The organism is Pseudanabaena sp. PCC 6802, assembly GCF_000332175.1.
Taxonomy (GTDB): domain Bacteria; phylum Cyanobacteriota; class Cyanobacteriia; order Pseudanabaenales; family Pseudanabaenaceae; genus PCC-6802.
On sequence record NZ_KB235914.1, the window covers coordinates 2,613,939 to 2,628,143 of the forward strand.

The window sequence follows — 14,205 nt, forward strand, 5'->3', positions numbered from 1 at the left end:
GGGGAGGTCTGTAAGGTTGCGGTTCTAAGAGTAAAGGGAGTCTGAATGAGGTAAGAGCCGGAAACGGTTAGGAAGCCACAGAACCCTAAAGCAAAAAGGACAGCCCACTAAGAGGGAACTCTTGGTGTCAAGCCTTGCAGAAGTCAGCAGAAGTCATAGTAGTCCAATCCAGGACGAAGGACAGAACATAATTGCCATAAGGAGGAGCAATGAACAACTCAGACGCATCGATGAACCCGACCGGGGGAGATGACGGATGGCGTGCTGACATAAAGCCAGCCTTAGACAACCTAATGGCGCGAATATTAGAGCGCAACAATGTGCAACAGGCATGGGGAAGGGTGAAATCGAACCAAGGAGCAGCCGGAATCGACGGTATGACTATAGGAGATTTCCTCGACTATGCAAGGGAGCATTGGACAGAGATTCGCGCTTCCCTGAAGGATGGTACGTATCAACCGCAGCCAGTGCGACAGGTAGTAATACCAAAGCCAAGAGGCGGCGAGAGAAAGCTAGGAATACCTTGTGTCATAGACCGGGTAATCCAACAAGCCATTCTACAAGTGTTATCGCCAATGTTTGAGCCAGGATTTTCGGACTCAAGCTATGGCAGCCGACCCAAGCGATCTGCCCACGGAGCAATTCGGCAGGTAAAGTCCGCCATCAAAGCAGGGTATCAAGTTGCGGTAGACATTGATTTGGAGAAATTCTTTGACAATGTAGACCACGACATGCTGATGTCCCGCATTGCTCGGAAAGTAACCGATAAGGTACTTCTGGGTTTAATCGGACGGTATCTGCGAGCAGGAGTTATGGTCGGTCACACTTTCGCGGCAACGGATTGGGGCACTCCACAAGGGTCGCCACTGTCACCGTTGCTCGCCAACATCTTGTTGGATGACCTCGACAAAGAGTTAGAGGCCAGAGGACATCGCTTTGCTCGCTATATGGATGACCTGGTCATACTAGTCAAAAGTAGACGGGCAGGGACTAGGGTAATGGCTAATATCAGTCAGTACCTCAGCCAAAAGCTGAAGCTCAAAGTAAATCGGCAGAAAAGTCGTGTGGTCAGGACTGACAAATTAGAATTTCTGGGATTTACGTTCCGAGGAATTCGGATTTGGTGGTCAGACCAAGCCTATCGGGATTTCATACATCGACTGCGGGGCTTAACGTCACGTAGTTGGGGTGTTTCAATGGAGTACCGCATGGAACGGTTGAACCGATACTTACGAGGTTGGATGAACTACTACGGCATTTCCCAGCATTACAGTCCAATTGAGCAGTTGGATGGTTGGTTGCGGCGACGAATTCGTATGTGTTACTGGAAACAGTGGCGCAGACCTCGCACTCGTATCCGACATCTGCTGGCTCTAGGCACTAGTAAACGACAGGCGATTTTGACCGGCATTAGTCGCAAAGGCTATTGGCGTTTGTCAAAGACTCTGGCAACCCATACGGGAATGACGAATCAGTGGTTACAGTTACAGGGTTGGCTTTCAGTGCGAGAACTTTGGATGAAAGTCCAGGGTTATGCCTGATTTTCTTGAGGTTTGTTTGCGCGGCGATTATGAACCGCCCGGTGCGGACCCGCATGCCGGGTGGTGTGGGAGGGAAGGGCTAAACACCCTTCTCGACCCGATTATCTATCTTTGTGGTGCAGCAACAGGTTATTTTAAAATTTCAGAAAATTTTTCCAAGAGTCAGTGTTGGGGGATTTAGTAGGCTTATAAACTTTTGGATTACCAGTAGCTATTACCTCACAAATTAATTGATAAACCTCTGTATCGCTTGGTTTGAGATTCCAATTACCGTCGTGGAACCAATTATCAAGTTGGATAATTTTTTGCTTGGAAGCACCCTTGATATAGCACTGAAACTCCGCATCAGTGTGCAGCATATCTTGACGATAGTTAGGCAGGAGATGAAGCAGCAAATTGTAATCGAATTCCTTATTAGCCAACAGGGGAACATCAGAGCCTTTAACTTGGAACTCAATATTTCGGATACAGACATCAATTTGCTCAGGGGGAATCATCCCTCCATCATCGTCAATTTCATAGTTACCAAAATCAACACTAATTAAGGGGCTAAACGTTCCATCAAATCCGTCTAAAATTGTTCCACATGCATCGGTTAAAAGCATAATTCCCATAGATGCAGGCCAACTCACTAGTTTCTCAAGAAATATTACCCAGCCAGCATCACTATTGAAGGCAGTTAGTCGAGCAGACGCAACATCATAATTATGATTACTTAGTTGATAATCGTACTTAAATGAAGTATCAACCAAATTGAGAATATCTCTCACAAAAAAGGTAGGCATCTTTTAGAATCTTTCACTAGCAAGATAACTATATATTAGAACTCATTTAAGAAAGTATAAATACTTAGTATTTTTTGCTGCTTCAGGGGATGTATGGTACTGAAATGCTGACTTCTTACATGGTAGCAATGTGACTAAAAGAAGCTTTTCTTGACTTCCCAAATGGGTTCTTAGACTGATTTTTTCTACCTAACCACCTAATTAAGACGATTAGCCAGACTTTTTCTGCCTAACTACCCCGTAAAGGTGATTAGCCAGAGCATTTCAGCCTAATCGCCCATTTGGGTGTGTTAGACAGATTTTTGCTGGGTAACATCCCGTATAGGCGATCTAGATAGATAATTTCAGTCTAACCTGAATAATTCATAAGAAACAAGAAAAAGGGCAAAAAAAAAAGCTTGAAACGTTTTAGAATCAATCTTTCTAGAATTTTTGTACGTCTATTTTGCCATGACAGAGTGTAATTTGGAACTGCCCTATGATTTTTACTCGCGACGACCGCTAGTCGTTCGATTTTCAGGTCTAGAATTAAGTTCAGATGCGGGTATATTGCTTGCCCGACAAGCAGAAGCACAAGTGCAAGTTTGTCGGGGGATATCAGATTGTATTGAGGAATGGCGCGACCCGCACAAAATCAGGCATAGCCTCTATCAGTTAGTCAGTCAACGGGTGTATCAGATTGTAGGAGGGTATGAAGATGCCAATGATAGTAATGTGTTGTGGCACGACCCCATTTACAAAATAGCTTGTGACCGACTGCCAATTGCGGAGCAAGATTTACTGGCAAGCCAACCGACGATAACGCGACTGGAAAATCATGTTGGCAAAGCGGAAGTGGCCGCGATGCGCAGACGGATGGTGGATGGATTTATCCAGGGTTACAAGACTGCGCCTGCCGAGATATAGCACTTTTCAGTTGAGAACGGGTTTTATTTTTTGGGTGAAGGGGTGGAACCCCTTCTTGGGGGCAACGCCCCCAACCCCCCTTCTCTTTACGATCTGAAAACCGCTATATGTAGATCGGACAGAATAGAAAAGCAATTATGAGTCAGGATACTGAAGATCTGCAACCCCTAACCGAACCTTTGGCAAAGAGAGAGCGATTGCTAGAGCTAGCATCAGTCTTTGGCAAGCTGGGCATTATTGCCTTCGGCGGCCCAGCCGCTCATATTGCCATGATGGATGATGAGGTGGTCAAACGGCGACAGTGGATGGATCGAGAGAAGTTATTGGATTTACTGGGAATTACAAGTTTGATTCCTGGACCGAATTCCACGGAATTAGCAATTCATATCGGACTGGAAAGAGCGGGATGGCAGGGGTTACTCGTAGCTGGCATCTGTTTTATTTTACCTGCGATGCTCATGGTATGGGCGCTAGCAATAATTTACGCACAATATCGCTCTTTACCTGAAGTTGGTTGGCTGTTATATGGCGTGAAACCCGCGATCGCCGCGATCGTATTGCAAGCGTTATGGAAATTGGGCAGGTCGGCCATCAAAAATATACAAACACTTTGTGCGGGGCTGGTAGTTGCCATTTTCTCCTTTTGGGGTAGCAATGAGATTCTCTTACTATTAATTGCTAGTCTGGCAGTCATGCTAATTAGCCGTTGGCGAGTTGTGAAGTCAACAGGGCATAATTCTCTTCTATTCCTACCCATTTCAGCAAATTTCGCTTCTAGTGTAGCCACCATAGCTACCTCAGCGTCAATTGCGACATCAGCAATCGCACCACCAACCTGGATAGCAGTTTTCTTCTTCTTTCTCAAAATCGGGCTGGTTTTGTATGGTAGCGGTTATGTATTGCTGGCATTCTTACAGCAGGAATTAGTAGAACGTTCCCATTGGCTCACTGCCCAGCAGTTACTCGATGCGATCGCGATCGGTCAAATTACGCCTGGCCCAGTATTTACAACCGCCACCTTTGTCGGCTATTTGCTGGCAGGTCACCTGGGCGCGATCGCTGGCACAATAGGCATATTCCTCCCTGCGTTTGTCCTGGTTGCTCTCGTCAAACCTTGGGCAACAAAACTACGGCGATCGCCCTGGGCATCTGGCTTTCTGGATGGCGCGAACGTTGCTTCGTTAGGACTGATGGCAGTCGTGACCTGGCAGTTAGGCCGTGCGGCCTTAGTTGATGGGATGACGGTGGGCATAGTGATCGCTAGCTGCATAGCATTATTTCGTTTTCAGGTCAATTCCGTCTGGTTGGTCGTAGGAGGCGGGCTAATTGGCTTGCTATCCCAACTAGTCAGGTAGAGGAAGACGAGAATCGCAATATATATGCCAGCGGAAATATTAAATATTCCAGATAAAAGAGCTTCCAAATGAATTGATAAAAAGTAGAGATGGCGGCGCGATCGCTTAAATCTACTTGCAAACTTTGCCACCACATGACTGCGGCTAAACTCATATGACTAATCGCAAGTATGGGGATATTAATATTAGTAATTAAACTGGACGAGCTAGCCAGGACAGTACCTAAATAAAGCCATATTAAAATTTGCCTGGAAAGATTAAAAACTGTTTTTTGCCCCCAGTTAATGCATAGCGTTGCGATATTAAATTTGGCATCGCCTTCGGTGTCGGGCATGTCTTTAAAAATGGCAATTACATAGGTAAATATCAAAACAAATATAGTGAGCAACCAGATCTCATTGGGAATATTGGGGTACATATCCGAGCGCTGATTTAATACCCGATCGAAGTGTAGAAATAATCCCAAATTAATTACGACACCTCGCACCACAAATATACAAAGCGATGCCCAGAATGGAAATCTCTTGAGACGAATAGGAGGTAATGAATAAGCCGTGCCAATTAGCAGGCTGACGATTACAGTCAAAGCTAAAAATACACCTTGCCAAGTCGCGATCGCCACTGCCCCTATTCCCGTTATTGCTACTATAATCCTGGCTTCTTGAATACTGAATGCACCAGATGCAAGTGGCAAATGCGGTTTATTGATTTTGTCAATTTCAATATCTTCCAGTTGATTCAGCCCCACGATATAAACATTGCCGCCCAAACAGGCGACTATAGCCCATATTAATTCTGGGAAGCGATCGGGGAAATTGGCGAAGTTCATCCCATCTTGGCTGAAGGCGATCGCAAATAAAGCGATCGCGCTCAAGGTAGTGCCAATAACCGTATGCGGACGGCTGAATTGCCACAGAGCGTTTAGTTTTGTCGCAATCGGGAGCATCAATGACAACAGACTAATCATGGTGATAATGTAAGTGCGTTCTGAAGGGGTTTTAGTCGCAGGAGATTAGGCAAACCAGTTTTCAAGTTGAAGATCTAGGAAGCTTTCAAAATCCACTTTATTATTCGTAACTAAAATCAGATCGTTAGCCTGTGAGATCGCGGCAATTTGTCCATCAGCAAAAGAGGGGGTTTTACCTAGCTTAACTAACCTGGCTCGTTCCGAAGCATGCCATTGAGCCGCTAGCAGATCGTAGGGTAGAACAGGTAGTTTTGCTTCTATCTCTCTTTGCAGGTATAGCTCAAGCGCACGGCGTTTTTTTGATTCTGGTAAAAGATCGCGTCCAAATAGCATTTCATGGTAAACAACCGTAGCTGTAGCAATTTCTGTATCGTGCTCCGCCAGCATTGCCATCACATTAGGATTGGGGTGAGGGCGTAGCGGCTCCGATAGAATATTTGTATCGAGTAGAAATCGCAACCCAGTCACAGGGTCACCTCTCGTCCAGGAGAGCGATCGCGCAGGTTACCAAAAATTTCATCAGGATTTATTCCCAGTTCCTCAATCTTCATGTCCTGGCGAAATTTCTCTAGAGACTTGCCGAACCCAATCTTTCCTGAAATGACTCTCTCGTATTCATCAACTGACAAGATTACTGCTACAGGCTTACCTCGTCGTGTTATTTCTACAGATTGCCCTTTCTCGACATCGTGCACGATTCTAGTGAGGCGATCGCGAACCTGAGCGATGGAATATCGATCTAATGGCTTAGTCATATCAAAACCTCATCGCCTAAGATGGCTATATACATGGCTATCTTACTACAAATTAAGGGTCGATTAAACCTCCAGCCAGGACTAAATCGTCAGCATACCAAACAGCAGCTTGCCCTGGCGTAATGCTGAATTGTGGCTCGTCAAACATAATCCGAGCGCGATTGCCATTATCTATAGGCACAATTGTGGCGATCGCAGGTGGAGTGCGATAGCGAATTTGCACGGCAGCGCGGATGGGGTTGCTGGTTGGTGCCATCGATACCCAATTGATTTGAGAAATAGTGCATTCCTTATCCTGCGCCGCATCGAGATCGCCCACAATCACCTCATTCTTGCCAGGGTCGATCGCCACTACGTAGAGCGGATGTGCCGCAGCCACGCCCAATCCCTTACGCTGACCGATCGTGTAGTGGTGCGTGCCATCATGCTCGCCTAAAACCTTGCCCTGCGTATCGACAATATTGCCTTTGCGGGGCGCGAGATATTTATCGAGGAAATCGCGCATGGAGCCGTGGGACTCCACCAGGCAAAGATCCTGGCTTTCCGGTTTATCGGCTGTAGCCAGCCCGAATTCCGCCGCGATCTGGCGCGTTTCGACTTTGGTGCGATCGCCGAGGGGAAATAGGCAACGACCTAGCTCTTCCTGAGGTACTTCGTAGAGGAAATAGGATTGATCTTTGGCGCGATCGACTGCCCGCCTTAACTGATGCCGTCCCGATTCGGGATCGTAACTAACGCGAGCGTAGTGTCCCGTAGCAATTTTGGCAATGCCTAAAGTGTCCTGGGCATATTGCAGCATGGGCCCAAACTTGACGGCTTTGTTGCAGCGAGAACAGGGTAAAGGCGTACTGCCAGCCGCATAGCCCGTCACGAGATAGTTAATAATATTTTGCTCGAAGACATCGCGGCTATCGACAATCTCGTGGGGGATGCCTAACTGTTCGCAAATACGGGCGGCATCAACCATACCTTCGGAGCAGCACTGTCCCTTGCCGCGCATCAACCACAGCGTCAAACCAGTAACATCATAGCCCTGCCGATGGAGCAAAGCTGCTGCCACAGAACTATCCACGCCACCGGACAAACCAACCACTACCTTTTCCGCCATGACTCTAAATCAAGCCCTAGAATAAACGGGCGACAACATCGACAATACATAATTCACTTTAGCTCAAATAGAGAGAATATCTTGACGGATTTTAGCTTGGAGGTGAGAGAAGCGATCGCTGACGGCAGCAGGTTCATCCTGCAATTAATAAATCATCACAATAGTTTGGAGTCTAGAGCTATTACTAACGCTAAGGCTAAAGTAACAGCTTTCATAGCTTCCTCAGAGAGTCTACCCAGCTTTGACACAAACCTTTCCGTAGAAACCGAGCTGACCTGAAATGCATCGGCAGCCGATCGCTTGCTCAAACCATTCTCAGGGCTAGGCTTTAACTGCACCATCCAATCCCTATCTGCATATCGCATTTGCCATTCTGTAATTGGAACAACCACTTTGAGAGGCAAAATTCCAATTCGATCGTCGCTCACAATAACCACAGGACGAGTTTTACCAATCTCAGCTCCCACGGTGGGATCGAGTCTCACTAGCCAGATATCTCCCCTATGCATTAGCCACTACTTTAGTGTCTGATGGCTCATCTTCACGGTCATAATCTGTTTTATCAGATGCCCATAAGTCATGTAATGTACCACCTTCTTCATAATCTGGCAGTGCTGCTTGAGCCGCCATTTCTAACCGCCGATGCTGTTCAGCTTTACGCAGTTCTTTATTCTTTGCTTCTTCTCGCATCAAACGAGCAGCAGTTTCAATAACAAGAATGCGCTCTTCATTCGATATATGCTTTAGGGCTTCTAAAATTTCTAATTGCATCATTGTCTTAAACATTAGAAACTACTTATGACTATAGCATTTATCAAAACTTGTCCTTTAATCAAATTTCTGTTAAATCTCATGTTCTACCGCAGCATTGCCACCATTAATATCTACGATTCGTTAGATCTAGACAAACTTGCTACGCAAATGTCAGCTAATCGATACTTGAAAATTATAGGTGATGGACAAGTGCAACTTCTGGAAGATGGCTATATGGGATATGTGCGATCGCGGGATTTCCCAAACTTAGAAGCTATAGAACCAGAAAGTTATGCTCCTCCCAAATCCCTAACCCCTGCACAAATTAGAGAACGCATGCCCAGCGTTATTAATTACATCCAAACAGCCATGCAGCAACCAAACGAGTACCTGTGGGGCGGTACTGTCCCACCCAATTATGACTGTTCGGGATTGATGCAAGCTGCTTTTGTGTCTGCGGGTATATGGATTCCTCGCGACGCATATCAGCAGGAGGCATTTGTGAATGTAACGGGCAGCGCGATCGCGCTCGACGCGCTCGCACCTGGCGATCTCATCTTCTTTGGCAGCACTGAGAAAGCCACGCATGTTGGCATGTATTTAGGTGAAGGAAAGTACGTTCACAGTTCTGGTCGAGATCGCGGTCGCAACGGCATCGGCATCGATCCACTGGCAGGAGGAAATCGCGTTGCAGATTGGTACAAAGCGCAAATACGCGGTGCAGGGCGCGTAACAACATGCTTTCAGCCTAAATTAATAACTTCGGTGGAATGAGAAAGAACATCAAGCTATTTCCCACTGGGTGCTCTACATCTGGAACAGATAAGCCGATCGCGCCCGCCTTCTTCAGAACCAATGCGCCCTGCACCTGACCCCACATCAAAAACTCAGCCCAACTGCTCAAGTCCGGCTCGTGCCCAACCAGACCTAAAGAAGTTTTCCCTAGTTTTCGCCATTCCAAAAACCACTGGAGCCACAGATCGAAGCTACCTTCTGGCGCTAGATCGTAGGATATCTCAATTGGGCAGTCAAAACCGCTGCTTTCAAATATATCTGCTGTTTGTTTTGCCCTAATCAGCGGGCTGGTTTGGATCAGATCGAGCCTTAAGCCCAGATCGAACAGTTTTTTGGCGACCTGTCGAGTTTTTTTACGACCTTCATCAGTTAAGCAGCGCTCTCGATCTGCAATGCGATCGCTGCGTTCCTGGGCAATTCCATGACGGATTAAGTATAAACTCAATGGCATATTTTTGGGGCTAGCCTCCGCTAATTTTGGCTTTGTAGCCTAGTTTGAGCAGAAATTGCAAAATTTTTTGACTGCAATCGCCCTGAATTTCAATTTCGTTACCTTTAACTGTCCCACCCGCACCGCAGTGGTTTTTAAGTTGCTTGCCTAAGGCGGCCAGCGTTTCGGGCTTAGTTTGAAAACCTGAGACTACAGTTACGGTTTTGCCACCCCTACCTTTGCGCGACGCTTGCACGCGTATATTTTGTTGCTGCGGCGGCAAGTCTGCGGTTGAGGAGTCGGCATCCTCTTCTGGTTCAGGCGCACCAAACTCTCGATAGACAATCTTATTTTTACTCATCACTTGATATCCATGCTTGCAGTTCCGGCTTGAGTTCTCGCTCCATCAAACCCTCAACCGCCTGTTGAGGAGTGATTTCTGCGTGTAAGAGACGATAGACATAACGCGAAACGGGTACGGTAATGCCTTCGCGGTTGGCTAGCTCGATCAGAACGTTGGCAGTATTTACGCCTTCCGCTGTACCCTCAATTTCTGATAGCACCCGATCCAGGGTTTTACCCTGAGCCAGACCGTAGCCAACGCGGTAGTTGCGGCTGAGGTTGCTATTGCAGGTAGCGAGTAAATCTCCCAAACCGGACAAGCCCCAAAATGTTTCGGGTTGAGCGCCAAAATAAAGGCCGACACGGATGATTTCCGTCAGCGATCGCGTAATTAATGCCGCCTTCGCATTGGCACCCAATTGGAGGCCGTCGCATACCCCCACCGCGATCGCAATGACGTTTTTCAAAGTTCCGCCTAGCTCTACGCCTATGGGATCGGAGTTGGTATAGATGCGGAAATTGCGAGAGGCAAATACTGTTTGTACTAGCTGCGCTGCCTCGGGTACGGTACTGGCAACCACCGTGGCCGCGGGCAGTCCCGCCATAATCTCAGCCGACAAGTTAGGGCCGGATAGAACCACGATAGGATTATGGGGTAAAGCTTTCTGCCATATTTGCGATGGGGTCTGGCTGGCGATCGGGTCCAGTCCTTTGGTCGCGCTCACTAAAATGGCATTGGGTTTTACGTCCAGACCCTGCATTTGCGCGGCGGTCGCGGCTACTCCCTTCATCGAAACAGCGGATACGATCGCGTCGCGATCGCTAACTGCCTCTGCCAGTGTTTGCGAACTTTGGCGCGACCACAACGTCACGTTATGGCCGTTTGCCGCTGCTAGCTTTGATAGGGCCGTGCCCCATGCTCCGCCGCCAATTACAGTTACTTTAATTACCCGATCCAAGATACTCCTGACCTACAAATTAAACGTGATGCCTTGCGATCGCATGTACTCCTGCAATTTGGGCATCAGACCCTTGGCAACAATCTCATAGGGCATTATGGCATTATTTTGCTGCTTAATCAGCCATGCAGCGGTTGTACCTGCGGCTGAGCCAGCGACCCATTCTCCTACATGTACCCTCGTCGCACCATTGACGATATGGCTGACCGCAATCGATTTGCCACCGATCAATAGATTATCGACTTTCTGGGGAATCAGGCTCTCCAACGGAATCGCAATCGGTCGTACTGAGTGTTCTGAAGTGGCAGCAGAGCTAGCTTCTCCCGACAGTTTGCGATCGCGATAGCTACAGCCGTGCATATCTACAGCATAGTGAGTGATGCCAACTGCAGAGGCACTAAAATCCCTTCCACCGGCAAGATCGATGCGAATATCCTGTTCGCGGAGAAAGAACTGCGACTGACCGTAGGCGGGTCGTCCCAGGATACGCCTACCTTCTCTGATGTATGGATATATGCTTAGACCCGACTGCGTGGGCATGGGGGTATCCTGCCCGGAGAGATGCTTGAGCGGTACGCTAGTTTGTTCCATCAACCATTCCGAGAATAAGAACGCTCGATCTTCTCCATGACTGAGAGCTTTTACGTTTAAACCACCCAACCAATCCTTATCCTGCCCTGAAGCTAGGATTTCAGAACTTTTCATGATCGAGGGAGGATTCATCACACCCCAATCATTACCAGGATTCCAGTTGACAATGGTCATGTCACCGAGAACTGGTGCATCCCAATTGGGATTATTGCGAGTGGTACTGATGATGCGGCGATAGTTGAAAAAACTGCGCCCTTCCATCATGGGATAATTACCAAAATTAAAGTCCTGGCGATGTTCTGCTTTGGGATATCCCGACTTAATCTGCGATAAACGCCGGCGGGATACTCCTCCATCGTCACCGATCGCCAGGACAAATGGGTATGTAAAAGCTTGGGTACAGTCAGGGTTATCAGCGCGTGCATGGGGTTCGCCCGTAGTAGCGAAACTCTCTGAACCAAGGCGGTGGGGAATATTTGCCCATCCCACTAGCTCGCCAGTGTCTGTTGCGTCGATTACGATCGCGCGCTTACCAGGCGGGGCTTGCAAGCGTATGGGAAACTTCTCAAATACATCATCGCTTTCCCAGGCATACCAGGAAGCAAGCTCCTGGGATAGCCTGCCTTGAGGGATATAGTTGCGATCGCGTGCTTTTCGTTTTACCGCGTAGACCGAAACGATCTGCTTGCCGCTAGGATCGAATTCCACGCCCTTAAAAGCGGTCTCTGTCACCCAACGGCTGTTTGGCGATCGCTCCATAGCTTCTTGCAATAATTGTTTGGCAGCGGCGGCACCCGCTGTAGGAGCAAAGCAAAGATCCCCCACCCAACAACTATTCGTTTCTGCGACCGACTTATATCCCGAGTTTAGGAAAATTGACTTTGTCGGCAGTGAAGATTGTTGGGAGATCGACTGCTTAAAATAATTCCAGCTAGCAGAAAATATCTGGTCTTTACGCATGAGTTCTGACTCGTCGATCGCGGATACCCCCTGCGAGCTAACCTGTCCGCCTAGCATGGGAGTAAGCTCGATTAAACAAGTTGTAGCGCCAGCCTGCATGGCATGATAGGCAGCAGCAACTCCCCCCAATGACCCCCCAACCACGATTACCTCGCATTCCCACGTCTCACCCCGATCGTTAAAATTTGGATTAATAGCAGGCAAATTATTAGAGGTGCGATCGCCGTTAGTCGATAAGAACGGCTCTGCATAACCAACGATTGCAGCCACTCTGGTGGCGAGATTAAACCCGGCTACCAGGAAAAAAGCCAGAAGAGCTACTTTACCAAGTTTAGATATATACAAACGCGGGCGCTTAGCTCGGCGATCGTCAGCAGACAACCCAGACTGCTCACCTTCACTATTAGCACTCATATAAAAAACATCACAATTTTCTCAACACCGAATGCGAGCATAACATAGCTCCATTTCACAGGTCTATGTCTTTTACTACATTTCACGTCCCCGATTAGCGATCCAGCAATCTGCATATTTTTCGTGTAAATCGTCTGGACAATAGACGATCGCACCTTATAAAACTTTTCGGTAAGCGTAAAACTCAGAGTCTTAAAACCTGAGATATAAGCGACTCGTGCGATTTTAATCGCCGTAATCTTTAAGTTAGCTTTGCACATTTTTATACGAAGTATGCTAGCATAACATTGTAGTTGGTTAGGTCGAGCCGATGATAATTTACGAGTTCAAGGTCAAAGGAAAAGACAAGCAATATCATGCAATAGATGACGCTATTCGTACTAGCCAATTCATCCAAAATAAAGCTTTACGCTATTGGATGGATAACAAAAAGATTGGTAAATACGACCTTAATAAATATTGTGCTGTGTTGGCTGCTGAATTTCCTTTTGCCGATGAACTCAATTCAATGGCTAGGCAATCTGCTGCTGAACGTGCTTGGAGTGCAATATCTCGGTTTTACAATAACTGTAAAAGGAAAGTTAAGGGCAAAAAGGGGTATCCAAAGTTTAAGAAAAACTGTCGTTCTGTTGAATATAAAACGTCAGGATGGAAGCTTTCGGATACTAGAAAAGCCATAACTTTCTCAGACAAAAAAGGAATAGGAACTTTGAAACTAAAGGGAACCTATGACTTGAATTACTACGATATCAAACAGATTAAGCGTGTCCGGTTGGTGCGTCGTGCTGATGGCTATTATGCTCAATTTGCAATTGACGTTAATATCACAGTCGAAACACAACCGACCAACCAGATAGTTGGTATTGACTTGGGATTGAAATATTTCATTGCCGACAACAAAGGTAATGTAGAACAATCGCCCCAGTTTTACCGCAAATCTGAGAAACAGCTTAATCGAGCTAACCGCAAAAAATCCAAGAAGTTCAGCAAAGACAGAAACAAAGCTAACCAAAAACAATCAATCAACTACCACAAAGCTAGAAATAGATATGCCCGTAAGCATTTAAGGGTAAGTAGGCAACGAAAAGAGTATTGCAAGCGAGTTGCATATTCCGTCATCCAATCTAACGATTTGGTCGTCTATGAAGACTTGAATGTCAAAGGCTTGGTACGCCATCGAAATCTAGCTAAATCAATATCTGATGCTGGTTGGTCAACCTTTAGGTCATGGTTAGAATATTTTGGTCACAAGTATGGGAAGGTAACAGTTGCTGTTCCTCCTCACAACACAAGCCAAAACTGCTCAAGCTGTGGCAAGAAAGTTAAAAAATCTCTGTCTACTAGGACTCATGTTTGTCCACATTGTGGATATGTAGAAGATAGAGATGTCAATGCAGCAGTCAACATTCTAAGACTAGGACTCAGTACGGTAGGGCATACCGGAACTTACGCTTGGGGAGATTTGCCCTCTTGGGCGATTGGTGTGAACCTGTCGTCTAACGGCGAGTCAGCGAACCAAGAATCTCAGTGTCTTTAGACCTGAG

The 14,205-nt window shown here is 46.9% G+C and carries 16 protein-coding genes; 5 read left to right on the forward strand and 11 right to left on the reverse strand.

Annotated features, from left to right (window positions below; translation table 11 throughout):
* Positions 1-230: 230 nt before the first annotated feature.
* Entirely contained in the window at positions 231-1,541 is a 1,311-nt protein-coding gene (gene ltrA, locus PSE6802_RS0117675; RefSeq protein ID WP_019501375.1) for a group II intron reverse transcriptase/maturase, read from the forward strand.
* Between the two features lie 134 nt (positions 1,542-1,675).
* Here the strand turns inward: ltrA and PSE6802_RS0117680 are convergent, their stop codons facing one another.
* The gene (locus tag PSE6802_RS0117680; protein WP_019501376.1) at positions 1,676-2,326 is read right to left on the reverse strand and encodes a DUF7003 family protein; all 651 of its coding nucleotides are present in this window, start codon (positions 2,324-2,326) and stop codon (positions 1,676-1,678) included.
* 450 nt (positions 2,327-2,776) lie between these two features.
* Here PSE6802_RS0117680 and PSE6802_RS29460 point away from each other — a divergent pair, with 450 nt between their 5' ends.
* Together PSE6802_RS29460 and PSE6802_RS0117690 are read left to right on the forward strand one after the other, a co-directional pair.
* Positions 2,777-3,232, forward strand: a complete 456-nt coding sequence (locus tag PSE6802_RS29460; RefSeq protein ID WP_019501377.1) for a transposase — start codon at positions 2,777-2,779, stop codon at positions 3,230-3,232.
* Positions 3,233-3,369: 137 nt separating this feature from the next.
* A complete protein-coding gene (locus tag PSE6802_RS0117690; protein WP_019501378.1) occupies positions 3,370-4,587 on the forward strand; it encodes a chromate transporter in 1,218 nt (405 codons plus the stop codon).
* On the opposite strand, the gene PSE6802_RS0117695 is transcribed toward PSE6802_RS0117690, so the two are convergent.
* From PSE6802_RS0117695 to PSE6802_RS29465, 6 genes are all read right to left on the reverse strand, one after another.
* Complete coding sequence (locus PSE6802_RS0117695; protein ID WP_019501379.1) at positions 4,580-5,554, reverse strand: homogentisate phytyltransferase; 975 nt, start codon at positions 5,552-5,554, stop codon at positions 4,580-4,582. The genes PSE6802_RS0117690 and PSE6802_RS0117695 overlap by 8 nt on opposite strands.
* Before the next feature lie 45 nt (positions 5,555-5,599).
* Positions 5,600-6,022 (reverse strand): type II toxin-antitoxin system VapC family toxin, encoded by a 423-nt coding sequence (locus tag PSE6802_RS0117700; RefSeq protein ID WP_019501380.1) that lies wholly within the window; start codon positions 6,020-6,022, stop codon positions 5,600-5,602.
* Positions 6,019-6,309 carry a type II toxin-antitoxin system Phd/YefM family antitoxin gene (locus tag PSE6802_RS0117705; protein WP_019501381.1) on the reverse strand — a complete coding sequence of 97 codons (291 nt, stop codon included), beginning with the start codon at positions 6,307-6,309 and terminating at the stop codon, positions 6,019-6,021. Before PSE6802_RS0117705 ends, PSE6802_RS0117700 begins: the two co-directional genes overlap by 4 nt.
* A 52-nt stretch (positions 6,310-6,361) precedes the next feature.
* Positions 6,362-7,417 carry a tRNA 2-thiouridine(34) synthase MnmA gene (mnmA, locus tag PSE6802_RS0117710; RefSeq protein WP_019501382.1) on the reverse strand — a complete coding sequence of 352 codons (1,056 nt, stop codon included), beginning with the start codon at positions 7,415-7,417 and terminating at the stop codon, positions 6,362-6,364.
* Positions 7,418-7,572: 155 nt separating this feature from the next.
* The gene (locus PSE6802_RS0117715; protein WP_019501383.1) at positions 7,573-7,926 is read right to left on the reverse strand and encodes a type II toxin-antitoxin system PemK/MazF family toxin; all 354 of its coding nucleotides are present in this window, start codon (positions 7,924-7,926) and stop codon (positions 7,573-7,575) included.
* Entirely contained in the window at positions 7,919-8,203 is a 285-nt protein-coding gene (locus tag PSE6802_RS29465; protein WP_019501384.1) for a hypothetical protein, read from the reverse strand. The genes PSE6802_RS0117715 and PSE6802_RS29465 overlap by 8 nt, the downstream gene beginning before the upstream one ends.
* 12 nt (positions 8,204-8,215) lie before the next feature.
* Here PSE6802_RS29465 and PSE6802_RS0117725 point away from each other — a divergent pair, with 12 nt between their 5' ends.
* Positions 8,216-8,944, forward strand: a complete 729-nt coding sequence (locus tag PSE6802_RS0117725) for a C40 family peptidase (RefSeq protein WP_019501385.1) — start codon at positions 8,216-8,218, stop codon at positions 8,942-8,944.
* On the opposite strand, the gene sixA is transcribed toward PSE6802_RS0117725, so the two are convergent.
* From sixA to PSE6802_RS0117745, 4 genes are read right to left on the reverse strand one after another with little or no spacing between them, the layout of a single operon-like run.
* The gene (gene sixA, locus PSE6802_RS0117730; protein WP_019501386.1) at positions 8,919-9,416 is read right to left on the reverse strand and encodes a phosphohistidine phosphatase SixA; all 498 of its coding nucleotides are present in this window, start codon (positions 9,414-9,416) and stop codon (positions 8,919-8,921) included. The genes PSE6802_RS0117725 and sixA overlap by 26 nt on opposite strands.
* 10 nt (positions 9,417-9,426) lie before the next feature.
* A complete protein-coding gene (locus tag PSE6802_RS0117735) occupies positions 9,427-9,756 on the reverse strand; it encodes a translation initiation factor (RefSeq protein WP_019501387.1) in 330 nt (109 codons plus the stop codon).
* A complete protein-coding gene (locus PSE6802_RS33600) occupies positions 9,749-10,696 on the reverse strand; it encodes an NAD(P)H-dependent glycerol-3-phosphate dehydrogenase (RefSeq protein ID WP_019501388.1) in 948 nt (315 codons plus the stop codon). The genes PSE6802_RS0117735 and PSE6802_RS33600 overlap by 8 nt, the downstream gene beginning before the upstream one ends.
* A gap of 12 nt (positions 10,697-10,708) precedes the next feature.
* Complete coding sequence (locus PSE6802_RS0117745) at positions 10,709-12,661, reverse strand: FAD-dependent oxidoreductase (protein ID WP_019501389.1); 1,953 nt, start codon at positions 12,659-12,661, stop codon at positions 10,709-10,711.
* A gap of 310 nt (positions 12,662-12,971) precedes the next feature.
* Between PSE6802_RS0117745 and PSE6802_RS0117755 the strand changes: the two genes are divergently transcribed.
* On the forward strand, positions 12,972-14,198 hold the full coding sequence (locus tag PSE6802_RS0117755) for an RNA-guided endonuclease InsQ/TnpB family protein (RefSeq protein ID WP_019501391.1): 1,227 nt from the start codon (positions 12,972-12,974) through the stop codon (positions 14,196-14,198).
* Positions 14,199-14,205: the final 7 nt, after the last annotated feature.